Below are 24,900 nucleotides of genomic sequence, written 5' to 3' on the forward strand. Positions count from 1 at the left end.
CCATCCGCTCGAGATCCCCGGTGAAGACAAGCCGGAGACTCTGGCGCCCGCAGTTGGGGCACAGGAGACTGAATGGTCCGGGCGCCGCGTCGTAGGCGGCGCTGTATGCATCGAGCCAGTCGTCATATGTCGCCATCATCGACCCCTCTGCTCGGGGCGTACGGGTTGACTGTTCCACCGCGACATCCAGGCGGGACGACCCTCCGGACTGGACGCCTGGACAAGGGGCCGGGGTGCGGCTCGGCGCGCGCAATGGCACCCGCGCCCATAAGGGGCGTCATGCACGAGATCCTGAGCCTGCGCGAGGCGCAGCGGCTCGCGGCGGCCTCAAGCGCAACTGGCCCGCTGCGAGAATTCCAGCGGACCAGTGTCGAGGCCGGGATCAGCCGGTGTTGCGCATGCCGGCGGCGATGCCGTTGACCGTGGTCAGCAGGGCGCGTTCCAGGGCGGTCGAGTCGCTGTGGCCGCGCCGTCCGCCCGGCGCGGTGGGCACCTGGCGCTGGGCGTCGTTGAGGTCGCGGTACTGGCGCAGCAGCGCCACCTGCAGGTGGTGCAGCGGCTCCAGGTAGGTGTCGCGCACCCCGAGCGTCCGGGCCAGCTGCGGGTTGCCGGACAGCAGGCCGTCGCCGTCGGTGATCGCGAGGATCTGCTCGACCGTACGCGCGTACTCCTGCTCGATCTTCGTGAAGATCGGGTGCAGCTGCCCGGGCACGAGGGTCTCCACGTACCGGCGGGCGATCGACAGGTCCGTCTTGGCCAGCATCATCTCCACGTTGGAGACGAAGGTGCGGAAGAACTGCCAGCCGCCGTACATCTCCTTGAGCACGTCGCCGTGGCCCGCCTCGCGCACCGCGGCCAGCCCGCTGCCCACGCCGAACCAGCCCGGGACGATCTGCCGGGTCTGGGTCCAGCCGAACACCCACGGGATCGCGCGCAGCCCGCCCAGGCCCGCGTCGGCGTTCGGGCGCTTCGCCGGGCGCGAGCCGATGTTCAGCGCCCCGAGCAGCTCGGTCGGGGTGGCCGCCCAGAAGTACGCGGCGAGATCCGGATCCTCGACCAGCGACCGGTACGCCCGGAACGCCGCCGCGGACGCGGTGTCCATCGTGGCGTCGAAGCGCTCCAGCCGGGCCGCGTCCACCGACGAGGTGGTGTGCAGCAGGGTCGCCTGCAGCACCGCGGCGACCGTGAGTTCCAGGTTCTCCCGGGCCAGCGCGGGCAGCGTGTACTTGTCCGAGATGACCTCGCCCTGCTCGGTCACCTTGATCGCGCCGTCCAGCGTGCCGTACGGCTGCGCCAGGATCGCCTCGTGGGTGGGGCCACCGCCCCGGCCGACCGTGCCGCCCCGGCCGTGGAACAGGCGCAGCCGCACCCCGTGCCGGGCGGCCACGTCCCGCAGCGAGCGCTGAGCCTTGTGGATCGACCACTGGCTGGTGGTGATGCCCGCCTCCTTGTTGGAGTCGGAGTAGCCGAGCATGACCTCCTGCAGGTCCCCGCGGGCCCGCACGATCTCCCGGTACGCGGGCAGCGACAGCATCTGGTCGAGCAGCTCGCCACCGGCGTCCAGCTCGGCCGGGGTCTCCAGCAGCGGCACGATCCCGACCCGGGCCTTCCCGCTGTGCAGGTCGATCAACCCGGCCTCGCGGGCCAGCACGGCCGCCGCGAGGACGTCGTCCACCCCGAGGGTCATCGAGATGATGTACGACTCGACGACCTCCGGGCCGAACCGGTCCTGCGCCTCGCGGATGGTGTGGAACACGTCGAAGGTCTTGCGGGCCGAGTCGTTCAGCGGGATGTCGGCGCTGGCCAGCGGCCGCTGCCCGGTCAGCTCGTCGGCCAGCAGCTTGGTGCGCGTGGCCCGGTCCAGGGTGGCGTACTCGTCCACCTCGCCGACCCGGGCGTACATCTGGGCCAGCACCTCGTGGTGCTTCTCCGCGTGCTCGCGGACGTCCAGGGTGGCCAGTTGCAGGCCGAACGCGGACACCGTACGGATCGCGGAGGCGACCGTGCCGACCGCGGTGAGCTGACCGGAGTTGCGGGCCAGCGACGCCCGGATCAGCTCCAGGTCGGCGATCAGCTCGTGGCTGCCCAGGTAGTCGCGGCCCGGCACGTGCGCGGTGCCGTGCTGCAGCCGCTGCCGGGTGTTGCCCAGCTTGGCCCGGATGCAGCGCACCTTGAGCCGGTACGGCTCCTCGGCATTGGTGCGCCGGAAGCGGGGCGCCACCTCGGGCAGGTTGTCCAGATCCTTGGCGAGGCTGGCGGACAGGTCGAGGGAGACCCCGCGCAGCCGCCGCGACACCGACAGCTGGTCGATGAGCGCGTCCATCGCGGCCTCGGTGGCCTGGATGCCGTGCTCGTGCTGGATCATCAGCACGTCCCGGGTGACCGCCGGGGTGACGAACGGGTTCCCGTCGCGGTCGCCGCCGATCCACGAGCCGAACGTCAGCGGGCGCGACGTCGGGGCGGTCTCCACGCCGAGCTGGCGCAGCGTGTCCGCGAGGTCGTCGAGGACCTGCGGGGCGGCCTCGGCGTACAGGTCCTTGAGGTAGTAGACCGCGTTGCGGGCCTCGTCGGTCGGGTCCGGCCGGTCCAGGCGCAGCTCGTCGGTCTGCCACAGCAGGTCGATGAGTTCGGCGAAGCGGCGGGTGGAGGCGCTGGTGTCCGTGGCGTCGTACAGCACCGCGGCGGCGGCCTCGGCGTCCAGCGCGTCCGCGACCTGGCGCAGCTTGGACAGGATCGAGCGGCGGGCCGCCTCGGTCGGGTGGGCGGTGAAGACCGGGCGCACCGCGAGGCGGCGGGCGGCGGCCGCGATCTCGTCGGCGGGCACGCCCTGCTCGGCGATCAGCTTCGCGGCCTGGTCCAGCCAGCCGCCGTTGCGGGCCCGGCGGCGCCGCAGGTCGCGGGCGCGGTGCACCTGCTCGGTGATGTTCGCCAGGTGGAAGTACGTGGAGAAGGCCCGGGCCAGCTTGGTGCCGGTGGTGACGTCGAGGGCGGTCAACCGGGCCGCGGCGGCCGGGGCGTCGGCGCGCACCAGGGCGCGAACCTCCTCGACGAGGTCGAGCAGCGGCGGGCCCTCCTGCCGGGCCAGGGTCTGGCCGAGCAGCGTGCCGATGCGGCGGATGTCCGCCCGCAGGGCCGCGTCGGGGGAGTCTGGCGAGTCGGGGTCGAGGTGGCCGTTCAGGTCGCTCACCGGGACGCTCCTTATGCGTGATGTGCGGTGGACGGCGCTGTCCCGACTTCCCGCCGATCGTATCGGCGTCGCGACCTGGCTGCGTGTTTTGAGGTGAGTCTCATACGTCCTAACGCTGAGTTCACCACGCACCGGGTTGCATGGCCTCACACATCGACCGACGTGTCTGGATCGGCCTATTCGTGGAGGACATTCGATGAGCAGCAGGATCAGCCGACGTGCGCGCACGCGGCTGTTGGTGGCGGGCGCGGTGACCACCGCGGTGGCCGCCGCCGCGGCCGGCGTGGGAGTGGCGACTGCCGCCACCGACCCCCCGGCGCTGACGTTCATGGCGGCCACCCCCAACGTGACCGCGGAGCGTCACATCTTCGGTGACAGCTCGTATTTCACCGTCGATCTGGGGGTCAACCTGATCGCGGGGAAGAACCCGTTCGAGGTCCGGGCCTCCCGCAAGTCGTACGCCGACCCGATCGTGGCGCAGCAGTTCGTCACGGAGAAGGGCAAGACGAAGGCGGTGAACCTGCCCAAGGGCATGGTCACCGACTTCCTGGGCCTGAAGAACTTCGCCACGATCACGGTGAAGGACTCCGCAGGCAAGCAGATCAAGCAGTACCAGCAGGACTTCTGCCCGAACGGGTACGAGACGCACCGGACCCGGCCGGACGCGCCCGCGGAAAGCCCGTACCCCCGGGACTGCAACGGGTCCAACCCGTTCACCCTCGGTGCGGTGTGGGGCATTCAGGCCGGCTGGAACGCCCCCGTGGCCAGCGAGGGATACCGGGGGGAAACCGGGTCGTCGCCGCTCGACCTGCCGGTGGGCGACTACGCGGTGACCGTGGAGCTGAACAAGGCGTACCGGGACTTCTTCAAGATTCCCGCGAAGAGCACCTCCGTACAGCTCGCCATGAAGGTCGTCGAGATCAAGGAGTCCGACGGCGGTGACGGCCCCGGCCCGGTGCCCAGCGGAGCGCCGCGGCTGACGGCGAAGGACGCGCGGGCCGCGAAGGCCCGCGCCGACCAGGCGGCCGCGGCCGCTCCCGGCGACGAGCACAGCGTGCACGGTGGCGAGGGCGTCGAGAGCAAGCAGATCGCGGGGTACCTGCCCGCGTTCCGGCCCCCGGCGAAGGCTCCGCAGGCCGCCATGGCCACCACCGCCCAGGCGCCCAAGGGCCCGCGGCCGGACCTGCGGTCGCTGCCCGCCTGGGGCATCTCCCTGGAGGAGGGCACGGACGGCAACCCGGACGGCAAGTGGTACATCAACTTCGGCGCCACGGTGTGGAACGCCGGCCCCTCGACCCTGCTGGTAGACGGCTTCCGGCGCACCGGCACCGAGCTGATGGACGCGTACCAGTACTTCTTCGACGCCAAGGGCAAGCAGGTCGGCTCGGCCAAGGCCGGGACGATGGAGTGGGACAACCGGGAGGGCCACAAGCACTGGCACTTCACCGACTTCGCCCAGTACAACCTGCTCAAGGCGGACAAGAAGCTGGCCGTGAAGAGCGGCAAGGAGGCGTTCTGCCTGGCGAACACGGACGCGGTCGACTACACCGTGCCGAACGCCAAGTGGCGCCCGGAGAACACCGACCTCTCCACGGCCTGCGGCGGCAACACCGCGGTGGCGGTGCGTGAGGTGCTCGACTCCGGCAACGGCGACACCTACAGCCAGGCCCGGCCGGGCCAGTCGTTCGAGGTGACCGACCTGCCGAACGGCACCTACTACATCGAGGTGAAGGCGAACCCGGCGAACAAGCTCGCCGAGGCCAGCACCACCAACAACACCTCGCTGCGGAAGGTGATCCTGGGCGGCACGCCGAAGGCCCGCACCCTGACGGTCCCGCCGGTGAACGGCATCGTCGGCTGATCCGTCGGCGGTACCGCCGGGCGGGTCCGAGGTAACCACCTCGGACCCGCCCGGACGCATTTCCGGGTCACGTCGCCACGGCAGGCCGGGTCGCGCTGAGGTGGGTCAGGCCGGCATGGGGACCGCGGGGCGGACCCGGGAGCCGGGCTCGTCGTCCGCGGCCGTCCGTTGCCGGGACAGCCGAGCTCCCCGGGCCGGTTCGGCGGGCCGCGCCGCCAACCGCGCCGGGGTGCCGCCCGGGGCGGCCTTGGTGACGAACGCCCGCCGGGCGGCCGCGAAACCGGACCGGTCGGCGAACATGTCCCGGCTCATCTCGGCCAGCTCCTGCGCCTCGTACGCGTCCAGCGGCACCGGCTCGGCGGCCAGCGCCGTGGCCTTGGCCGCCCGGCGGGCCCGGGCCGCCCGGGGGTCGGCCAGCCGCAGCGCCAGCTCCGTCAGCCACAGCGTGTACGCGTGCGGGTGGCGCGGCCCGACCTCGTCGACCAGGCCCAGCGTGGCGGCCCGTTCCGCGCTGACCGGCAGCCGCCGGTCCAGCAGTTGCCGGGCCGTGTCGGCGCCGACGCGCCGGGGCAGCGTGAAGGTGTGCAGCTCGGAGCCGTACAGGCCGATGTCGTAGTACGGGTTGAGCACGATCCCGGCCCGTGCGGCGACCACGTCCGCGCCGAGGCCCAGCATGGCCCCGCCCGCGCCCGCGCTGCCCGCGTACGCGGCCACCACGGTCTGCCGGGTGCAGCCGATGATCTCCCGGCACACCTCGTTGATGGCCTTGATGTTGGCCCAGGCGGCCCCGGCCGGGTCGGCGGCGGCCTCGGTGAGGTTGAGGTGGATGCCGTTGCTGAACGCCTCCGTGCCGCCGCGCAGCACCAGCACCTGGGTGTCCTGGTCGGCGGCGTGCCGCAGCGCGGCGCGCAGACGGCGGCAGTGCCCGGTGGCCATCGCCCCGTTGTAGAAGTCGAACGCCAGCCAGCCCACCGCGCCGGTGCGCCGGTATCGGATCTGCTGGTACGACGGTTGTTCGGCGTCCCCGCCGGGACCCACGGGCGCCTGCGGCACCCCGCTGATCCGGTGCCGCAGCAGGGCGGTGGCGGGCAGCTTGAACGCGGGCCCGGTCCCGGCATCGGCCGCCCGCAGATGCCCCAGCCACACCGCCCCGTCGCCGGTGCCGACCAGCACGGCGCCCTGGCGGCGGGCCAGCACCGCACCGGGCCGGGTGCCCAGGGCCAGCCCGGGATGCGCGTCGTAGGCGAACACGGGCAGCCCGGCCACCTCGGTGCGTACCCCGGGGAAGCCGTCGGCGGCGCGGATGTGCCGCACGATGCGCTCGGTCGGCTCGGTCCAGTCGAAGGCCCGGTCGGCCTGGGTCATCACCGGCCGGGTCCGGGGTTCGGCCAGGTGCTGCGCGGGCGTGGGGGTGAAGTCCGGGTCGGCGGCCTTGGCCAGCACCTCGGCGATGCACTCCAGCGCGGCGTCCGCGACCGGGCCGGAGTAGAGCGCGGATTTGCGCGGTGGCGGGCCTGGAATCGGGAAGCTCCGGTGGGCCCAGACCGGCCCGGCGTCCATCTCCTCGACCGCCTGCAGGGCGGTGACCCCCCACGTGCTGGTGCCCTCGGTGATCGCCCAGTCCAGCGACGACGGGCCGCGGTCGCCGACCGGGCCCGGGTGGATGATCACCGTCCGCCAGTTCCGCCAGACCTCCGCGGGGACCCGGTGCTTCAGGTACGGGCACAGCACCAGCTCGGGCTGGGCCGCCCGGACCCCGTCGACGATCTCCTCGGGTCCGGTCGCCAGCAGCACCCCCACGTCGTGACCGGCCTCCGTCAGCGCGCACCACGCGCGCTGACTGAGCCCGTTGAACGCTGACACCAGCAGCAGTACCCGCACTTCGCCTCCCCAGACGTGGTCCCCAAGACCGGTTCGCGAGTCTTGGGCGTGTCAGAAGGCTTATGCCGGACGGGGTGTGCGACGAGGTCGGGGCCCGGCCGTGTCGGTGGCCCGGACTATCCTGAGGGTCGCGAACCCCCGTCCTACCGGACGACCGGGGGTGTCCGGCGTGCCTTCGCCCCGGACAACGCGGCGGACCCAAGGAGCGTTCATGCAACTCGCCGGTCTGATCCCGGCCGCCCTGCGCGACCGTGGGCTCTCCCGCGCCCGCGACCTGGCCCGCAAGGGCGGCGTCGACGCGGACGCGCTCGACCTGACCGCCCCGGCCGCGCTGCGCCCGTTCGTCGTCGCGGCCGTCGCGGCCCCCGCCGACGCCGGGGGCGCCGAACGCCCCGTCCTGGCCGTCACCGCGACCAGCCGCGAGGCCGACGACCTCGCCGACGCGCTGCGCGGCCTGCTCGACCCCGACCGGGTCGCGGTGTTCCCGTCCTGGGAGACGCTGCCGCACGAGCGGCTGTCGCCGCGCTCCGACACGGTCGGGCGCCGCCTCGCGGTGCTGCGCCGCCTCGCCCATCCGGACACCGGGGCGCTGTCCGTGGTGGTGGCGCCGGTGCGCAGCCTGCTCCAGCCGCAGCTCAAGGGCCTGGGCGAGCTGACCCCGGTGGAGCTGTCCGCCGGCGGGGACGCCGAGCTGGAGGACGTCGCCCGGCGGCTGTCCGACATGGCGTACGCCCGGGTCGACCTGGTCACCAAGCGCGGCGAGTTCGCGGTGCGCGGCGGCATCCTGGACATCTTCCCGCCCACCGACGAGCACCCGTCGCGGGTCGAGTTCTGGGGCGACGAGGTCGAGGAGATCCGGACGTTCGCGGTGGCCGACCAGCGCACCATCGACCCGGTCGAGCAGCTGTTCGCGCCGCCCTGCCGGGAACTGCTGCTCACCCCGCAGGTGCGCGAGCGGGCCGCCGCGCTCGCCGCCCAGCACCCTGAGCTGGCCGAGATCCTCGACAAGCTGGCCGAGGGCATCCCGGTCGAGGGCATGGAGTCACTGGCCCCCGCGCTGCTGTCCGGCACGGACAGCATGGAGCTGCTGCTGGACTGCATGCCCACCGGCACCCAGGTGCTGCTGTGCGACCCGGAGCGGATCCGCACCCGCGCCCACGACCTGGTCCGTACGTCCGCGGAGTTCCTGGAGGCCAGCTGGGCCGCCGCGGCGGTCGGCGGGCAGGCCCCGATCGACGTCGGCGCGGTCGCCTTCCGCACCCTGGCCGACGTGCGCGCGCACGCCGCCACGCTGCGCCAGCCCTGGTGGACGATCTCCCCGTTCGGCCTGGCCGAGTCGGAGGAGACACCGGGGTCGGACACGCCGTGGCTGGAGTCCGCCCCGGTCGAGGTGACCCCCGATGCCGGGGACGCGATCAGCCTGGCCGCCCAGCCCGTGCCGCTCTATCACGGCGACACCGCGCGGCTGGCCGCCGACCTGGGCCAGTGGACCGGGCAGGGGTGGGCCGTCGCCCTGATCTTCGAGGGCCACGGCACCGCGCAACGGGCCACCGAGCTGCTGCGCGACGCCGGGCTCGGGGTCACCCCGGTCGACGCGGTCACCGTGCCCGTCGAGCCGGGCCAGCTGCTGGTCACCTGCGGCCCGCTCAACCACGGCTTCGTCGACCCCGGCTCGCAGCTCGCGGTCATCACGGGCAACGACATCACCGGCGGCCGTGGCGCGTCCACCAAGGACATGCGCAAGATGCCCAGCCGCCGCCGCAACACCATCGACCCGCTCGAACTCAAGATGGGCGACCACGTCGTGCACGAGCAGCACGGCATCGGCCGCTACATCGAGCTGGTGCAGCGCACGGTCAACGGCGCGGACCGCGAATACCTGGTCATCGAGTACGCGCCGAGCAAGCGCGGCCAGCCCGGCGACCGGCTGTTCGTCCCCACCGACCAGCTCGACCAGCTGTCGCGCTACGTCGGCGGCGAGTCGCCCACCCTGCACAAGATGGGTGGCTCGGACTGGCAGAAGGCCAAGGCCCGCGCCCGCAAGGCCGTCAAGGAGATCGCCGCCCAGCTCATCCAGCTGTACGCGGCCCGGCAGGCGTCCAAGGGGCACGCGTTCGCCCCGGACACCCCGTGGCAGCGGGAGCTGGAGGACGCCTTCCCGTACACGGAGACCCCGGACCAGCTGGCCGCCATCCACGAGGTCAAGCACGACATGGAGCAGGCCGTCCCGATGGACAGGCTGATCTGCGGCGACGTCGGGTACGGCAAGACCGAGATCGCGGTGCGCGCCGCGTTCAAGGCGGTGCAGGACGGCAAGCAGGTCGCCGTACTCGTGCCCACCACCCTGCTGGCGCAGCAGCACTACAACACGTTCTCGGAGCGGATGAGCCAGTTCCCCGTGGCGGTCCGGCAGCTGTCCCGCTTCCAGACGCCCACGGAGGCGAAGCAGACCCTGGAGCAGGCCGGCGACGGCACCGCCGACATCGTCATCGGCACCCACCGGCTGCTGCAGAACGCCACCCGCTTCAAGAACCTCGGCATGGTCATCGTCGACGAGGAGCAGCGCTTCGGCGTCGAGCACAAGGAGCACCTGAAGACGCTGCGGGCATCGGTGGACGTGCTCACCATGTCCGCCACGCCGATCCCGCGGACGCTGGAGATGGCCATCACCGGCATCCGCGAGATGTCCACGATCGCCACCCCGCCGGAGGAGCGGCACCCGGTGCTCACGTTCGTGGGGGCGTACGACGACAAGCAGGTCGCCGCGGCCATCCACCGCGAGCTGCTCCGCGACGGCCAGGTGTTCTACCTGCACAACCGGGTCGAGTCGATCGAGAAGGCGGCCCGCCGGCTGCGCGAGCTGGTGCCCGAGGCCCGGGTCGCGGTGGCGCACGGGCAGCTCGGCGAGGACGCCCTGGAGAAGGTGATGGTCGGCTTCTGGGAGAAGGAGTTCGACGTCCTGGTCTGCACGACCATCGTGGAGTCCGGCATCGACATCCCGAACGCCAACACCCTCATCGTGGAGCGCGCCGACCTGCTCGGCCTGGCCCAGCTGCACCAGATCCGCGGCCGGGTCGGCCGGGGCCGGGAGCGGGCGTACTCGTACTTCCTGTACCCGCGGGAGAAGCCGCTCACCGAGCAGGCGCACGAGCGGCTGGCCACCATCGCCCAGCACACCGAACTGGGCGCGGGCATGTACGTGGCCATGAAGGACCTGGAGATCCGCGGCGCGGGCAACCTGCTCGGCGGCGAGCAGTCCGGCCACATCGAGGGCGTCGGTTTCGACCTGTACGTGCGGATGGTCGGCGAGGCGGTCAGCGCGTTCAAGGGCGAACGCCCGGAGGAGGAGCCCGAGGTCAAGATCGACCTCCCGGTCGACGCGCACCTGCCCACGGAGTACATCTCGGTGGAACGCCTGCGCCTGGAGATGTACCGCAAGCTCGCCGAGGCCCGCGACAGCGCCCGCCTCGACGAGGTCGTCGCCGAGATGACCGACCGGTACGGCGAACCCCCCGCCCAGGTCGCCAACCTCATCGCGGTGGCCCGGTTCCGGCTGCTGGCCCGCGCGTACGGTCTGACCGATGTGTCCGTGCAGGGCAAGCACCTGCGGTTCTCCCCGCTACCGCTGCCGGATTCCAAGCAGTTGCGGCTCAAGCGCTACCACCCGGATTCGGTCTACAAGCAGGCGACCGACCAGGTCAGCGTGCCCCGGCCGAGCACCCGGCGGGTGGGCGGCGAGCCGCTACGCGACCAGGCGCTGCTGCAATGGTGCGCGCAGCTGCTCTCCGATGTGCTGGGCGAGGCACCCGCCCCCGTTTCGGCATGACCGACTGCACCGCGGCGGAGCAAGGGCCGGGAGGGCATGCCCGGCCGGCACTGCATGACCGATCTGCGGGGGTCGGCGGCACTTTCGGCCTGGAGCATGAGAGAGTTCTCACCATGCCACGTGCTCGCCGACTCGTCTCTCTCGTCGCCGTCGCCGCCCTTGCCGTGAGCGGTCTGGCCGCCTGCCGGTCGGCGCCCGACGCGGTGGCATATTTCGGCAACGCCAAGGTGGTCTCCGAGGCCGAGGTGCAGCAGGTCTGGGACGACACCGCGGCGCGGCTGCAGCCGGATCCGCAGACCGGCCAGAAGCACATGCCGTTCGAGCGCAAGGACATCACCAACCTGTTGATCCGCCTGGAGGCCCTGCGCGTGGTGGGCAAGGACCAGGGCCTGACGGTGACGGCGCAGTCCGCCGCGGAGATCGCCCAGTCTCTCAACCTCTCCCCGGACGCCGAGCTGGTCGGCCTGGCCGCCGAGTTCCAGGCGTGGGTGACACTGCTGAAGCAGAAGGCGACCCCTGCGACGGTGACCGACGAGGACATGCGCGCGGTCTTCCAGAGGTTGCAGGCCGGCGGCCCGCTGCCGGGCAACCCGACGTTCGAGCAGTTCTCGGCCAGCATCACCGAACAGGACAAGCAGTCGCTGGCGCCCTCGATCGGCCTGCGCAACGCGTTGCAGCCGCGGATCGACGCGCTCAACATCAAGGTGAACCCGCGTTACCCGGTGCCCGACCTGCCGCTCTACAGCGTCCAGGGCCCCAAGGGGGAGGCGCTGCCGTTGATCGGGGTGACCTTCGGGACCGCGGGCGGGGACCCCGTGCCGGTCACCGACCTGGCCTGAGCCCGGCCCGCCGGTGACCGCCCGCATCGTCCTGCTGGTGACCTCGCCCCGGCTGCCCGCCGGGCTGCTCAGCGCCGCCGCATGGGATCTCGTCCGGGTCCACCCGGTGTTCACCGCCGCCGAGAGCGAGCAGGCGGATGCCCTGCGCGCCGCCGGGGTCACCGTGACCGTGCTGCCGCCGGACCCGGAGGCGCTGCTGGGCGCCCTGGCCGTCCCCGGCTCATCCACGGGGGCCGCGGGCGGGACGGGTGCGGTGGTGGTGTGGCTCTCCGGGCCGGGCGGTGACCAGGACTTCGCCCGCCAGCTCGGGCTGCGGCTCGCCCGCGAGCCTGCCCTGGCCGAGCTGGAACTCTGCTACGGCTCCTGGGACCCGCCGGGGGCCCGGCTGCTGGACGCCGTGGCGGTGATCGACCGGCTCGTCTCGCCCGGGGGCGACCCGTGGAAACGGCAGCAGACCCACACCAGCCTCGCGCCGTACCTGCTGGAGGAGGCGTACGAGGCGTACGACGCCATCGCGGACGGCGACCTGGACGGGTTGCGCGAGGAACTCGGCGACGTTCTGCTCCAGGTCGTGCTGCATGCCCGGCTGGCCGAGGACCGGCCCGAGGGGCAGCGGTGGAGCGTCGACGACGTGGCGGGGGGCCTGGTCGACAAGATGGTCCGGCGCAACCCGCACGTGTTCGCGGGGGAACAGGTCGCGGACGTCGAGGAGATCATCGAGAACTGGGAACGGATCAAGCGCGCCGAGAAGGCCCGCGGGTCCGTCCTGGACGGTGTGGCGCGTAGCCAGCCCGCCTTGTCACTGGCGGAGGAGGTGCAGCGCCGCGCCGAGCGCGCGGGCCTGACCGTCCCCCTGCCGCCGGGGCCCGTTCTGCGTCAGGACGAGGCGCCGGGACCCGCTCCTCGAGACGATGAGGAGTTGGGGGCCGTGCTGCTGCGGGTCGTGGCGGCGGCGCGCGCCGCGGGTCTGGACGCGGAGGCGGCGCTACGTCGTGCCACCCTCGCCTACGCCGACGCGGTGCGGGCGGCGGAAAACGGAAACGTCGCACCTCCCGGGTAGGTTCGCGGCATGTCGGATTTCGTGCCGCTCGCCGAACGCATCATCGACGCCCTGCTGGCCAGTGATCCGTCACTGGCCTCGCGAGCAGGGGATCACCGCGTCGACGACCGGCTGCCGGACCTGTCGCCCGGGGCGGTCGCGGAGCGGGTGGCCATGCTGCGTGACGCGGCCGACGCGCTGTCCGGTGTCGACCCCGACGAGTTCGGCCCGCAGGAGCAGGTGGACCACGCGATCCTCAGCGCGCGGGTGGAGCGGGCCCTGTTCGAGCTGCGCGACCTGCGCGAGCACGAGTGGAATCCGCTGCATCACCACCCCGGCCCGCTGCTCGACAGCCTGATCAGCCGCCCGTTCGCGCCGGTGGCGGAGCGGCTCGGCAGCCTCGGCGCCCGGCTGGCGGCCATCCCGGACGCGCTGGCCACCGCCCGCGCGGTGTTGCGCGACGTGCCGCGGATCCACGCCGAGACCGCGGTCGGCCAGTTCGCCGGTTCGGCGGCCCTGATCCGCGCGGAGATTCCCGGGCTACTGGCCGAGGCGCCGGGGCTGCGCTCCGTGGTCGAGCCCGCCGCGGCGGCGGCCCTGGACGCTCTGGCCGAGTTCGGTCGCTGGTTGCAGGCGAGAGTGGACAGCGTCGAGCCGGGCCGCGATCCACGGCTGGGCCGTCCGCTGTGGGAGGCCAGGCTGTGGCATACCCTCGACACGGAGCTGCCCGCGAGCGAGATCCTGTCCCGCGCCCGGCACAACCTCGACGAGGTCGCCGGTGAGCTGCAGGCGGTGGCCGCCGAGCTGACCGGCGACCCGGCCACCGAGGAGACCGTGCGCCGGGCGCTGGATCGGCTGGCCGGCGACCACCCGGACGGCGCCACGATCGTCGGCCTGGCGAAGCAGACGATGACTGAGGCCACCGACTTCGTCCGCGCCCACGACCTGATGACGCTCGTGGACGACCCGTGCGTGATCGAGGAGATGCCGGAGTTCTCCCGCGGCGTCGCGGTGGCCTACTGTGACCCGCCTGGTCCGCTGGAGACCGCCGACGTGCCGACGTTCTACTGCATCGCCCCGGCGCCGTCCGGCTGGCCGGCGTCGCGGGTCGAGTCGTTCTACCGCGAATACAACAACCACATGCTGCGCAACCTCACGGTCCACGAGGCGATGCCCGGCCACTACCTGCAGCGCGCCCATTCCCGCCGGTTCCGCGCGGCGACCCGGGTGCGCGCCCTCGGCGGGTCCGACCCGTTCACCGAGGGCTGGGCGGTGTATGCGGAGGAGCTGATGGCGGGGCTGGGCTTCGGCGGCCTGCCGGTGCGCCTGCAACAGCTGAAGATGCAGTTGCGGATGAGCCTCAACGCAATCCTCGACCAGTTGGTGCACTGCGCGGACCTGTCCGAGGCGGACGGGATGGCGCTGATGACCGGGCGCGGCTTCCAGGAGGAGGGCGAGGCCGCCGGGAAGTGGCGCCGGGCCCTGCTCACCTCCACCCAGCTGTCGACATACTTCGTCGGGTACACGGAGGTGAGCGCGATCGCGGCGGCGCGACCGTTCGGCGCCACCCCGAAAGCGTGGCACGACGCGATGCTGGCGCACGGCACACCGCCCCCTCGCCACCTGCGCACTCTGCTCGGCGTCTGACCAAGGGGCTCGGCGTCTGACCAAGGGGCTCGGCGTCTGACCAAGGGTCCGCCGTCGGCGCGGGACTGGGTCAGGCGTGCATGCGGTTGAGCAGTTGCTGGCGCATCACGTACCGGCGGATGAGCTTTGCCTGCGGCTCGTCGGCGGAGAAGACCGCGACGACCTCGACCGACATCGGCCCCGGCGGCACCCGCTGCGGCAGCCCGGCCGCCTTCACCGCGGTCGCCCGTACCTCGATGATCTCGCCGTCGAGGTCGATGAGCAGGTTTGCCTCGTCGCCGGGGGCCAGCTGGACCCCGGAGAAGTGGGCCCGCAGGCTGTGCTCGCTGATGTCCCGGATCCAGCCCAGGGTGTCCATCTGGCCGGGGCGGCGCATCAGCACCTGCTCCCCGCCGCCACCGCGCACGTAGCGGCGCAGCTGCTCGATCGTCGGCTCACCGGCGGGCTGCAGGTCGACACCGTTCTCGGCCACCGCGACGACCACCGCGGGCAGCACGAACCGGCCGCGGGCGCCCGCGGGCCAGCGCACCGTCACGAAGGCGCCCGCGCGGGGGGCCAGCGCCTCCGGCAGGGAGAGCGTGAGTACCGACCCCTCGGTGCGGACCACCCGGACGCAGCCGACGGCCTCGGCGGACGCGGAGGCGGACAGCTCGACGCGGGTGCCGGTTTCGGGGAGCACGGTGGTCGTAGTCATAGTGCGCTCTTGATCGGCGGGGGCGGGCCGTTCTTGAGGCATCCCCGGGGCGAAGTTCCCCGGCCCCCCGTACGGCGCACACCCCGGCTCGATACGCTCAGGGCCGTGGTCGGCCGCAGGGTCGCGGTCAAGATCTCATCCGTACGAGTGCAAGGAGAGACACGACACATGGCCACCATTGAAGCGATCGTCGCCCGGCAGATCCTCGACTCGCGGGGCAACCCGACCGTCGAGGTCGAGGTCGGTCTCGACGACGGCACCATCGGCCGTGCCGCGGTCCCGTCAGGCGCCTCCACCGGCGCGTTCGAGGCCATCGAGCTGCGTGACGGCGACAAGGGCCGCTACCTGGGCAAGGGCGTCGAGAAGGCGGTCAGCAACGTCGAGGACAAGATCGCCGACGAGCTGATCGGGTACGAGGCCAGCGAGCAGCGCCTCATCGACGAGAAGATGCTCGACATCGACGGCACCCCGAGCAAGTCGGAGCTGGGCGCGAACGCCATCCTGGGCGTCTCGCTGGCGGTGGCCAAGGCCGCCGCGCTCTCCGCGGAGCTGCCGCTGTTCCGCTACGTGGGCGGCCCGAACGCGCACCTGCTGCCGGTGCCGATGATGAACATCCTCAACGGTGGCGCGCACGCCGACTCGAACGTCGACGTGCAGGAGTTCATGATCGCCCCGATCGGCGCGCCGACGTTCCGCGAGGCGCTGCGCTCGGGCGCCGAGGTGTACCACGCGCTGAAGTCCGTACTGAAGAAGAAGGGCCTGTCGACCGGCCTGGGCGACGAGGGCGGCTTCGCGCCGAACCTGCCGACCAACGCGGCCGCGCTGGACCTGATCGCCGAGGCCGTGCAGGCGGCGGGCTTCACCCTGGGCACCGACATCGTGATGGCGATGGATGTGGCGGCGACCGAGTTCCACAAGGACGGCGCGTACGTCTTCGAGGGCTCGCCGAAGTCCACCGACGAGATGATCAACTACTACGCCAAGCTGGCCGAGACGTACCCGATCGTCTCCATCGAGGACCCGCTGTCCGAGGAGGACTGGGCGGGCTGGACCGCGATGACCACCCAGCTCGGCGACAAGATCCAGATCGTCGGCGACGACCTGTTCGTCACCAACCCGACCCGGATCGGCCGCGGCATCGCCGAGGGCGCCGCCAACTCCGTGCTGGTGAAGGTGAACCAGATCGGTTCGCTCACCGAGACGCTGGACGCCGTGGACCGGGCGCACCGGGCCGGCTTCACGACGATGATGAGCCACCGTTCCGGCGAGACCGAGGACGTCACGATCGCCGACCTGGCGGTCGCGGTCGGCAGCGGCCAGATCAAGACCGGCGCCCCGGCCCGCTCGGACCGCGTCGCGAAGTACAACCAGCTGCTGCGCATCGAGGAGGAGCTGGGCGACGCCGCCCGCTACGCGGGTGCGGGCGCGTTCCCGCGCTACCGGTCCGCGTAACGCGAGTTGGAGTTGTGACACCGGCCGCGCGAGGCATAGGTTCGGCTTGATCCGGTGCCGCGCGGCCGGGTCCGACTCGATGGCACGGCCGGCGTTCTCGGGGGAGGGGCAGGGATGACGCAGCGCCGCACGCCCAGCGGGCAGGGTCCGTCCCGCCGCCCCGGGCAGGCGGGCCGTCCGGGCGGACGGGCTGCGGTCCGACCCAACCGTTCCGCGACCCGCGACACCGGCGCCACCCAGATCGAGCCCCGCACCAGCGCCGCGGTCCGCGTTCCCGCTGCCCGTGCCGGGCGCGGCGGCGACCGCGCGGGCAGCCGTCCGGCCGCGGCCCGGCGCACCGCCGCCACGGGCGCCACGAAACGCACGGTCGCCCCGCGCCCGCGCGCCTTCACCGGACGGGCCACCGTCCTGATCGCGGTGCTGGTCATCCTGGCGCTGGCGTACACGTATCCGGTGCGGGTGTATCTGGCGCAGGAGTCGCAGATCGCCCGGATGGAGGCGGCCCAGGCCGCTCAGCAGGCCAGGATCCAGGGCCTCACCGAGGAGGTCGAGAAGTGGCAGGACCCGGAGTACGTCCGGATCCAGGCCCGCGACCGCCTGTTCTACGTACGCCCCGGCGAGGTGCCCCTGCTGGTGCTCAACGACCCGGCGGGCGCCGCCCGCGACGCGGGAAAGCCACCCCCGGCCCCCGCCCCGGACCGCTGGTACGAAACCCTGTGGTCGAGCGTCTCCGCCGCCGACGCCCCGCCGAAGAAATGATGCTGATGGAGTCACCTACCGACGCCGACCTGGACGCGGTCGAAGCCCAGCTCGGCCGCCGCCCGCGCGGCACCCGGGCGGTCGCGCACCGCTGCCCGTGTGGCAACCCGGACGTGGTGGAGACCACGCCCCGGCTTGACGACGGCACCCCGTTTCCCACGCTGTTCTACCTGACCTGCCCGAACGCGACCGCCGCGTGCAGCCGCCTGGAGTCGGGCGGGGTGATGCGCGAGATGCAGGACCGGCTGGCCGCCGACCCGGAGCTGGCCGATGAGTACGCCCGCGCCCACGAGGACTACCTGGCCCGCCGCGAGTCCGTGATGCACGTGCCGGAGATCGCGTTCGTCTCCGCGGGCGGCATGCCGGAGCGGGTGAAATGCCTGCACGTGCACCTGGCCCACGCCCTGGCCGCCGGGCCGGGGGTGAACCCGTTCGGCGACGAGGTGCGCGAGGCCGTCGGGTCGTGGTGGGCGGGCGGTCCGTGCGTGGCGCCGGAGCCTTCCTAGACTCGACGGATGCAGGTGGAGATCCGCCGGGCGCGGACGTCCGACGTCAGGGCCATCCGGCAGCTGGTGGACACGTACACGACCGACCGCCGGCTGCTCAGCAAGGCCACGGTCACGCTGTACGAGAGCGTCCAGGAGTTCTGGGTCGCGGTGCGGGCGTCCGACCAGCAGGTGGTGGGCTGTGGCGCCCTGCACGTGATGTGGGAGGACCTGGCCGAGATCCGTACGGTCGCGGTGGACCCGTCCTGCCGGGGCCAGAAGATCGGCCACCGGATCGTGACGGAGCTGCTGGCGATGGCCCGGGAGCTGGGCGTGGCCCGGGTGTTCTGCCTGACGTTCGAGACGTCGTTCTTCGCCTCGTTCGGGTTCGCCGAGATCGACGGCGCCCCGGTCCCGCACGCGGTGTACGAACAGCTGCTGCGCTCGTACGACGAGGGTGTCGCCGAGTTCCTGGACCTGGAGCGGGTCAAACCGAACACCTTGGGGAACACGAGAATGCTGTTGCACCTATGAGGGTCGCGGCGATCGACTGCGGCACGAACTCGATCCGGCTGCTCATCGCGGACGTGGTCGGTGACGAGCTGACGGACGTGGCCCGCCGGATGGAGATCGTCCGGCTGGGCGAGGGGGTGGACCGCACCGGCCGCCTGGCTCCGGAGGCGATCGCCCGCACCCGCACGGCACTGCTCGGGTACGCGGCGGAGATCGCCGAGCTGGGCGTCGGCCGGGTGCGGATGTGCGCCACGTCGGCGTCGCGGGACGCCTCCAACGCCGCGGACTTCCGGGAGATGGTCCGGTCCGTCCTGGGCGTCGACCCGGAGGTGATCACGGGCGAGGAGGAGGCCCGGCTGTCGTTCACGGGCGCGGTGCGCGGGCTGGCCGCCCCGGCGCCGTACCTGGTGGTGGACATCGGCGGCGGGTCGACGGAGTTCGTCACGGGCGACCGTACCGTCGATGCGGCGATCTCGGTGGACATCGGCTGTGTCCGGATGACGGAGCGGCACCTGCGCTCGGATCCCCCGGCCGCCGCGGAGATCGCGGCGGCGGAGCGCGACGTCGCGGATGCGGTGGACGCCGCGCTGGCGGCCGTGCCGGGCCGCGCGGCGGCGACGCTGGTCGGGCTGGCCGGTTCGGTCACCACCGTGACCGCGCTGGCCCTGGGGCTTGCCGGGTACGACGCCACGCGCATCCACCACGCCCGGGTGTCGCAGGAGGCGGTGGCGAAGGTGACCGCGGAGCTGCTGGCCGCGACGGTCGCGCAGCGCCGCGCCCTGCCGGTGATGCACCCCGGCCGGGCCGACGTGATCGGCGCGGGCGCGCTCATCCTGCGGACCATCATGGAGCGTGCGGGCGTTGCCACGGTGGTCGCCAGCGAACACGACATCCTCGACGGCATCGCGTGGGGCCTCGCCGGCTAGCGTTGTTGATCAGGGCCGCGGCCCGGTGGGGAGGGCCGAGGTGACGGTGTTCGACCGGGTGCCGCGGTGGATGGGAAGTCCGTGGTTCTGGCTGCCCCTGAGCCTGTTCGGGTTCGGTGCGTTGATTGTCGTCGACTCTCGGCGAGTCCTGGTGCTCTCCGACCTGCACGGCGGCGTCTGGGCGGTGTCGGTGGTGGCCGGGCTGGGCGTGGCCGCGTCGGGCCTGTTCCTGGCCTGGCATACGTACGGGCGGCTGCGAGCCTCCGTCGAGAGCGGCCCTTCGGCGTCCCCGTCAGTCCTTCGGCGGCTGGTGGCCGCCGCCGGAACCGCCTACGCGCTCACCCTGCTGGCAGCTTTCGCCGTGACCCATCCCAGACGTGCGGACGATCTGGGCGCGGACACGCCGTTTCAGGTCGTCACCCTGACGGCCGTTGTGGTGCTCGCCGCCGCAGCCCTCGCGGTGATCGTCACTGTCGGGGTGCGACTGTTGCTCGGACGGTCGGGACGCGGTCACCGCCCGCGTGGGGCGGGCCGCAAGGGCCGTTGACGGGGTCTTGCTGATCGCCGCCGTTCGGGCGTCAACTTGACGGTATTTCGCACTGCGGACTACCGTGCACCGCGTGGATACGACCCAGCTGCTTAAGGGGGTCCTGGATCTCGCCGTGCTGGCGGTGCTGTGCGATGAGGACGGCTACGGCTACGACATCCTGCGGCGGTTGCGTGCCGCGGGCCTGGCCGACGTCGGTGACGCCTCCGTGTACGGCACGCTGCGGCGCCTGTTCAACGCCGGCTTCCTGACCACGTACGTCGTGCCGAGCGACGAGGGCCCGCACCGCAAGTACTACGCGTTGAATCCTGCTGGCCGTGCGGAGTTGCAGCGCGGTGGCAAGGTGTGGTACGGCTTCGCATCCACCATGAACGATCTGCTGCGGGAGCGGGGGACGGCGTGAACGGAACGGCACAAGACGAGATCACCGCGTACGTCTTCGCGGTCCGTGCAGCCCTCGGTGACCTTCCGGAGTCACTGCGTGACGAGTTGCTTGAGGACCTGCCCGAGCATCTTGCCGAGGTGCTGGCCGAGGGCGAGGGCACCCTGGTCGATCGGCTCGGCGTGCCCAGCGCGTACGCGGCCGAGCTGCGCACCAGTGCGGGCTTCGTGGGCGGCTTCCCCGACCCGCCACCGCCCAACCCGGACCGGTTCGCCGAGCTGCGCGCGGAGTTGCGGCGCGGGCTCGGCGTGGTCGACCGGCGGCTCGGTCCGCTGGTCGGCGCCACGCGGGCCAGCGAATTCCTGGTGATGCTGCGTCCCGCGTGGTGGGTGCTGCGCGGCTACCTCGTCGCGATGATCCTGGCCGCGATCCTGGACGACAGCGGGCAGCCGATCGGGCTGCTGCCGCGCATCGGCGGCAGCGAGGCGGTGGCGCTGGTCCTGCTGGCCGCCGGGGTCCTCGGCTCGATCTGGCTGGGCCGCCGGACGACCCGCCTCGCCCTCGGGCCGCGCATCGCCCTGTACGCCGGATCCGCCGCGCTGGTGGTCGTGGCGCTGGGCGGCTTCCTGCTCGCCGACAGCAACTCCCGCGGCTCGGAGTACGCCGACGTGAACTACGTTGATCCGTACGGAAATATCCAGGATGTGTATGTTTACGACCAGCAGGGGCGGCTGGTCACCGGGGCGCGACTGTTCGATCAGGACGGCACTCCGATCCGCCTGGGCAACGCGTGGTGTGCTGACGACTCGGACGAAGGTGGCACCGAGCCCGCCGACGACTCGATCTACCCGTATTGCCCGCAGAACGCCCCCTTCGAAGGGCTGTCCCCCACCCCATCCGACCAGGCGTCACCCGCGCCGCGCGCCCCGTCGCCCGCGCACCCCAGTCCCGCGAAATAGGCGGGCTGGGGCGGGGTCGCGCCCGCGAGGGTTGATCGCTAAGTTTGGCGTCCGGTGCTCGGTCGGCCGGCGACCGACCCCGCGAAAGGACGCGACGTGAGCAACCCGGTTGAGCCGACCCCCGCTCCCGAGGGCGGCAAATCCCCTGCCTCCGACCCGAGCGCCGCCGCCTCCGCCCCGGGTGCTCAGGTCCCCACGCCGGGCGCTCCTGCTTCCGCCCCGGGCGCTCCTGCCTCCGCGCCGGGTGCTCCTGCCTCCGCGCCGGGTGCTCCTGCCTCCGCGCCGGGTGCTCCGGTCTCCGCGCCGGGTGCTCCGGTCTCCGACCCGAGCGCCACTACCTCCGCGCCGAGCGCTCTGGTTTCCGCGCCGATCGCCCCGGGCGCCGCGGCTGCCGCGCCGAAGAAGAAGTCGAAGGTCGGCCGGATCATCCTGGCCCTGGTCGCCGTCCTCTTCCTCGGCGTCGTCGGCCTGGTGCTGAGGGTCGTGCTCGCCCCCGACCCGACCAAGGACGCCAAGGCCGGTGACTGCCTCGCCTCCGAAGCCGCCAAGAACGTCAAGGTCGGCCAGCAGACCGCGGCCGAGATGAAGATGGTCGACTGCTCGGCCAGCGACGCCGCGTTCGTCGTGCTGGGTCGCGTCGACGGCGTCACCGACATCAAAAACCCGGCCTGCGAGAAGTACGTCAAGGAGGGCGAGCAGTACCTCGCGTACGCCAGCCAGTCCGGCGACGGCTACCTGCTCTGCCTCAAGCCCAAGTCCTGATGGTGTCCGGGCGGCGTGGCGGGTGCCGCGCCGCCGGGTTCCGCCTCCAGCAGGAGCACCACGCCGCCCCGCTCCGGGTGGTATCGCACATCGGCCACCTCTACCAGTTCCCCACGGACGCGCACCAACACCGGGCTGTCGAGGTGGCTGAGCAGGATGTTCAGCAGTTCCAGTCCGTCCACCATGGTCAGGCCCGCCGTCCGTGGATGGCGTGACGGTCGGCCTCGGGACAGGCGAGGGTCGCCCCGCACGCCGGACACCACCGGCTCTTCTGTCGGAACGTCAGCAGGCCCGCGAGAAACCCCACGGCCAGCGCCGGACCGATCGCCACGCGTGATTACCTGGCAGGTGTGGACCGCGCACTCCAGACGGGCGGTCTCTTCGAGCGCCTGCTCGACAATCTTGTCCGCACGGACCAGTCACCTGTGTGGTTTCGGGACTGGCTTGTCTTCGAGCGCGAGGCGACGCTCATTAGATGGTTCGACCCGTCGATCGTTCCCGGCCTGTTGCAGACAGAGGACTACGCGCGTGCGATCTTCGCGGGGTCCCGCCTGATCGACGATGAAGAGATCGAGCGGCGGGTCGGTGCCCGTTTGGAACGCCAGGAAGTCCTCAACGCGTCCTGCCCACCGGACCTCCTGACGATCATCGACGAGGGCGCGTTGCGCCGACCGATAGGCAGTCCCGAGGTGATGGCAGCGCAGTGTGAGCGTCTGCTGCAATGCGCTGAGCGATCCACGGTCCGGATTCACGTGGTGCCGACCACCGCGGGCGCCTACGCGGGTTTGGCCGGGCCATTCGTCATCACCAAGGGGGACGAGTTCGAGGTGGCCATGGTGGACACCCCGTGGCCGGTTCAGGTCCTTCATCGACGCGATGCCGTTGATAGCCTGATCAGGCGATGGGAGGCGATCCGTGGCGAAGCACTGCCGCGGACCCAGTCAATCGACTTGATCAAGGAGGTGCGTGAACAATGGCAGACCTGATCGGCGCCGTCTGGCGCAAGTCGACGCGCAGTGACACGGGGGGAAACTCGTGCGTCGAGGTCGCCAAGAACGTGCCCGGCGTGGTCGGGGTGCGAGACAGCAAGGATCGTTCCGGCCCGGTGCTGACCTTCGACCCGGATGCCTGGACCCGGTTCCTCGACGGGGTCAAGAACGGCGAGTTCGAACTCGGCTCAGACTGACTCGGCTCAGACTGACTCGGCGGCGACGGAACCGCTGCGACCGTTCCGCCTGTTCCTGATCCAGGCGGCGATCAGGAGTCTGCCAGCCAGGCCAGCATGCGGCCCTTCGACCAGCAGCGGCCGACGGCATCGGCGCGCAGCGCCGAATGGCCGAACACCGCCAGGCCGATGATGCTGTGGCCCGAGGCACGGCGATCGCCCATGGTCGGTATCGCCGGGGCGACCCCCACCCCCTCCGCTGACACCCACGCCACCGCGCGGTGGGTCGCCGCGTCGTCGAGCCGGTGCAGGAAGCGCAGACGGCCTTCGAGCGGCAGTCGCGACAGCGCCCACGTCGTGGTGACGACCGGCAGGGCGCCCGCAGGCACCCGGGCCAACGCCTCGGGCAACATCTCGGCGGCGTCACCGCGCAGCAGCAGCGGAGGAGCCGTCGCCGCCAGCGCCAGCTCCGCGTCGAGCCCCGCGGCCCGCTCCGGCTGATCCGGCGGCAGGCAGGCACGCAACCATCGGGCATCGTCCGCGTCTGTCACGTCGACCGGATCGAGGTCGACGCCGACCCGGGAAACCACCTCCGGCATCGTCGGTGTCGGGATCGGCCGGTCGCCCACAACCGAACACGAGATCTGTACGGGAGACGACGCGTCGCCCAGCGGCTGTCCCTTGCTGTAGGCGATGCCGACGCGATCGACCTGGAGATTGAGCCCCGCCGAACACCCCACGTCGATCAGCCCGACCGCATTCGCGCCCACCCGGCGGGCCGCCTCGGCAATGGCCGGATACAGCACGGCGTACCGTCCGGTCTCGTCGGTCCGCACCTGGCGACGCGCGGCGATGGCCGCGACCGCGTCGGTCATGCCCAGCAACGTGTCGATCGCCGCGTCAGCGGCGGCGTCGCTGTCCACCGCCGCATAGGCGGCGGCGAGCGCCGGGGCGCGCCCGGCGAGGGCGAGGTCGTGCAGCGCCGCGAGAATCGCCGTGGGGTGCCGCCTGCGTGCGGGCGCCGCCTCGATGGCGCGCATCGCGGCGTCCGACTCGCTCAGGGCGATGGACACGCGCTCGTACAGCGGTGATGTTCCGGCGGCGGTGACCTCACCGAAGTGCCGGTACACCTGAGCGACGGTGCGGACCCTACGCACGGCTACCCGGCAGCCGGCCGACGCACGGACGAGACGCCGGGGATTTCCAGGCGCATGGCGATGGCGCCGCGGACGGCGGTCGCCTGGGATGTCGTCGGCACGCTCCCATTCTGCGGCGTTGATCAAGGGATTGCGGAGCCGACCCTGAAGCGCGAGCTGCAGGACGATCGATCGTCATCTGAATCGGTCATTGGTGCCCAGTCGACCTGTGTGTGTCCTGGTCGCACCAGCAGCACCCGGACTGGACTTCGTAACGCCTCAGGAATCACAGATTCCCCTGCGTCAACAAGGTTGCCGTCGGACGATTTGATGCGCCTTGACCGTCAGTAGTCCGTCTGGCACCATGACCGCTTTGTTTCAGGTGAGTTGGGGGAATTTTGAAGAAAAGAATTGCCGTAGGTGTCCTTGCGGGTGCGTTCATGGCGACCTTGTTCGGTTCGCCGGCGCTTGCCGGGGACAATGGCGATGGCACTGCGGGTTGCAATTACGGGGAGATCTGCCTGAACTACTCGAATCCGGGTGGGAACTGGCAGCGGCACTTCTGGAAGGGCGGCAACGACACCGGTTACTGGACCGATGTGCGTGACTCCCACCAGACCAGCACCCTGGTCCACGACCAGGCCTCCTCGCTGAAGAATCGTGACAGTTCCTGCGACGTCCTCGAAGTGGACTACAACGGGACCGCGATTCGGAATCAGCAGTGGTTCGCCAACGGTGCCAGCTCGTTCGTTGGCTTCACCAGTGCCATGAATGACAAGAACGACGCCCACTGGCGCTGCCGCAACGGCGGTGTGTAGCAGGTAGCAGGTATCGAGGAGG

The 24,900-nt window shown here is 71.8% G+C and carries 22 protein-coding genes; 17 read left to right on the forward strand and 5 right to left on the reverse strand.

Annotated features, from left to right (window positions below; translation table 11 throughout):
• Positions 1-382: 382 nt before the first annotated feature.
• On the reverse strand, positions 383-3,187 hold the full coding sequence (ppc, locus tag ACMCNO_RS06355) for a phosphoenolpyruvate carboxylase (RefSeq protein WP_412748470.1): 2,805 nt from the start codon (positions 3,185-3,187) through the stop codon (positions 383-385).
• A 196-nt stretch (positions 3,188-3,383) separates the two neighbouring features.
• Here ppc and ACMCNO_RS06360 point away from each other — a divergent pair, with 196 nt between their 5' ends.
• Positions 3,384-5,048: a lysyl oxidase family protein gene (locus ACMCNO_RS06360; protein WP_412748471.1), complete on the forward strand. Its 1,665-nt coding sequence runs from the start codon at positions 3,384-3,386 to the stop codon at positions 5,046-5,048.
• Positions 5,049-5,153: 105 nt separating this feature from the next.
• Here the strand turns inward: ACMCNO_RS06360 and ACMCNO_RS06365 are convergent, their stop codons facing one another.
• A complete protein-coding gene (locus tag ACMCNO_RS06365; protein ID WP_412748472.1) occupies positions 5,154-6,929 on the reverse strand; it encodes a hydrogenase maturation protein in 1,776 nt (591 codons plus the stop codon).
• 211 nt (positions 6,930-7,140) lie between these two features.
• Here ACMCNO_RS06365 and mfd point away from each other — a divergent pair, with 211 nt between their 5' ends.
• The 4 genes from mfd to ACMCNO_RS06385 all read left to right on the forward strand — a co-directional run bounded on the left by mfd (position 7,141) and on the right by ACMCNO_RS06385 (position 14,280).
• The gene (gene mfd / locus ACMCNO_RS06370) at positions 7,141-10,755 is read left to right on the forward strand and encodes a transcription-repair coupling factor (RefSeq protein ID WP_412748473.1); all 3,615 of its coding nucleotides are present in this window, start codon (positions 7,141-7,143) and stop codon (positions 10,753-10,755) included.
• 113 nt (positions 10,756-10,868) lie between these two features.
• Entirely contained in the window at positions 10,869-11,594 is a 726-nt protein-coding gene (locus ACMCNO_RS06375; protein ID WP_412748474.1) for a hypothetical protein, read from the forward strand.
• 13 nt (positions 11,595-11,607) lie between these two features.
• Positions 11,608-12,654, forward strand: a complete 1,047-nt coding sequence (locus tag ACMCNO_RS06380; protein ID WP_412748475.1) for a MazG family protein — start codon at positions 11,608-11,610, stop codon at positions 12,652-12,654.
• 9 nt (positions 12,655-12,663) lie between these two features.
• Entirely contained in the window at positions 12,664-14,280 is a 1,617-nt protein-coding gene (locus ACMCNO_RS06385; RefSeq protein WP_412748476.1) for a DUF885 domain-containing protein, read from the forward strand.
• Positions 14,281-14,350: 70 nt separating this feature from the next.
• Here the strand turns inward: ACMCNO_RS06385 and ACMCNO_RS06390 are convergent, their stop codons facing one another.
• Positions 14,351-14,974, reverse strand: coding sequence for a hypothetical protein (locus ACMCNO_RS06390; RefSeq protein WP_412748477.1), 624 nt, complete (start codon positions 14,972-14,974; stop codon positions 14,351-14,353).
• 168 nt (positions 14,975-15,142) lie between these two features.
• On the opposite strand from ACMCNO_RS06390, the gene eno reads away from it, so the two are divergent.
• The 9 genes from eno to ACMCNO_RS06435 all read left to right on the forward strand — a co-directional run bounded on the left by eno (position 15,143) and on the right by ACMCNO_RS06435 (position 21,759).
• The gene (gene eno, locus ACMCNO_RS06395) at positions 15,143-16,426 is read left to right on the forward strand and encodes a phosphopyruvate hydratase (protein WP_412748478.1); all 1,284 of its coding nucleotides are present in this window, start codon (positions 15,143-15,145) and stop codon (positions 16,424-16,426) included.
• 114 nt (positions 16,427-16,540) lie between these two features.
• The gene (locus tag ACMCNO_RS06400) at positions 16,541-17,185 is read left to right on the forward strand and encodes an FtsB family cell division protein (protein ID WP_412748479.1); all 645 of its coding nucleotides are present in this window, start codon (positions 16,541-16,543) and stop codon (positions 17,183-17,185) included.
• A gap of 5 nt (positions 17,186-17,190) precedes the next feature.
• Positions 17,191-17,691 (forward strand): DUF501 domain-containing protein, encoded by a 501-nt coding sequence (locus ACMCNO_RS06405; RefSeq protein ID WP_412748480.1) that lies wholly within the window; start codon positions 17,191-17,193, stop codon positions 17,689-17,691.
• A gap of 9 nt (positions 17,692-17,700) precedes the next feature.
• Positions 17,701-18,204, forward strand: a complete 504-nt coding sequence (locus ACMCNO_RS06410; RefSeq protein WP_412748481.1) for an amino-acid N-acetyltransferase — start codon at positions 17,701-17,703, stop codon at positions 18,202-18,204.
• Positions 18,201-19,109, forward strand: a complete 909-nt coding sequence (locus ACMCNO_RS06415; RefSeq protein WP_412748482.1) for an exopolyphosphatase — start codon at positions 18,201-18,203, stop codon at positions 19,107-19,109. Before ACMCNO_RS06410 ends, ACMCNO_RS06415 begins: the two co-directional genes overlap by 4 nt.
• 40 nt (positions 19,110-19,149) lie before the next feature.
• On the forward strand, positions 19,150-19,656 hold the full coding sequence (locus ACMCNO_RS06420) for a hypothetical protein (protein ID WP_412748483.1): 507 nt from the start codon (positions 19,150-19,152) through the stop codon (positions 19,654-19,656).
• 73 nt (positions 19,657-19,729) lie between these two features.
• Complete coding sequence (locus ACMCNO_RS06425; RefSeq protein WP_412748484.1) at positions 19,730-20,059, forward strand: PadR family transcriptional regulator; 330 nt, start codon at positions 19,730-19,732, stop codon at positions 20,057-20,059.
• Positions 20,056-20,997 (forward strand): HAAS signaling domain-containing protein, encoded by a 942-nt coding sequence (locus tag ACMCNO_RS06430; protein ID WP_412748485.1) that lies wholly within the window; start codon positions 20,056-20,058, stop codon positions 20,995-20,997. The genes ACMCNO_RS06425 and ACMCNO_RS06430 overlap by 4 nt, the downstream gene beginning before the upstream one ends.
• Positions 20,998-21,093: 96 nt before the next feature.
• On the forward strand, positions 21,094-21,759 hold the full coding sequence (locus tag ACMCNO_RS06435; RefSeq protein ID WP_412748486.1) for a hypothetical protein: 666 nt from the start codon (positions 21,094-21,096) through the stop codon (positions 21,757-21,759).
• Here ACMCNO_RS06435 and ACMCNO_RS06440 read toward each other — a convergent pair.
• The gene (locus tag ACMCNO_RS06440; RefSeq protein WP_412748487.1) at positions 21,729-21,944 is read right to left on the reverse strand and encodes a hypothetical protein; all 216 of its coding nucleotides are present in this window, start codon (positions 21,942-21,944) and stop codon (positions 21,729-21,731) included. The two genes, ACMCNO_RS06435 and ACMCNO_RS06440, sit on opposite strands and share 31 nt — an antisense overlap.
• Before the next feature lie 165 nt (positions 21,945-22,109).
• Between ACMCNO_RS06440 and ACMCNO_RS06445 the strand changes: the two genes are divergently transcribed.
• Together ACMCNO_RS06445 and ACMCNO_RS06450 are read left to right on the forward strand one after the other, a co-directional pair.
• Positions 22,110-22,745, forward strand: a complete 636-nt coding sequence (locus ACMCNO_RS06445; RefSeq protein WP_412748488.1) for a DUF5753 domain-containing protein — start codon at positions 22,110-22,112, stop codon at positions 22,743-22,745.
• Positions 22,733-22,945 carry a DUF397 domain-containing protein gene (locus ACMCNO_RS06450; RefSeq protein WP_412748489.1) on the forward strand — a complete coding sequence of 71 codons (213 nt, stop codon included), beginning with the start codon at positions 22,733-22,735 and terminating at the stop codon, positions 22,943-22,945. The genes ACMCNO_RS06445 and ACMCNO_RS06450 overlap by 13 nt, the downstream gene beginning before the upstream one ends.
• A 71-nt stretch (positions 22,946-23,016) precedes the next feature.
• Here the strand turns inward: ACMCNO_RS06450 and ACMCNO_RS06455 are convergent, their stop codons facing one another.
• Entirely contained in the window at positions 23,017-24,054 is a 1,038-nt protein-coding gene (locus ACMCNO_RS06455; protein WP_412748490.1) for a DUF2332 domain-containing protein, read from the reverse strand.
• 446 nt (positions 24,055-24,500) lie between these two features.
• On the opposite strand from ACMCNO_RS06455, the gene ACMCNO_RS06460 reads away from it, so the two are divergent.
• Complete coding sequence (locus ACMCNO_RS06460; protein ID WP_412748491.1) at positions 24,501-24,878, forward strand: hypothetical protein; 378 nt, start codon at positions 24,501-24,503, stop codon at positions 24,876-24,878.
• Positions 24,879-24,900: the final 22 nt, after the last annotated feature.

Origin of the sequence: Krasilnikovia sp. M28-CT-15, assembly GCF_047159595.1 — a bacterium.
In the GTDB taxonomy this organism is placed as follows: Bacteria; Actinomycetota; Actinomycetes; order Mycobacteriales; family Micromonosporaceae; genus Actinoplanes.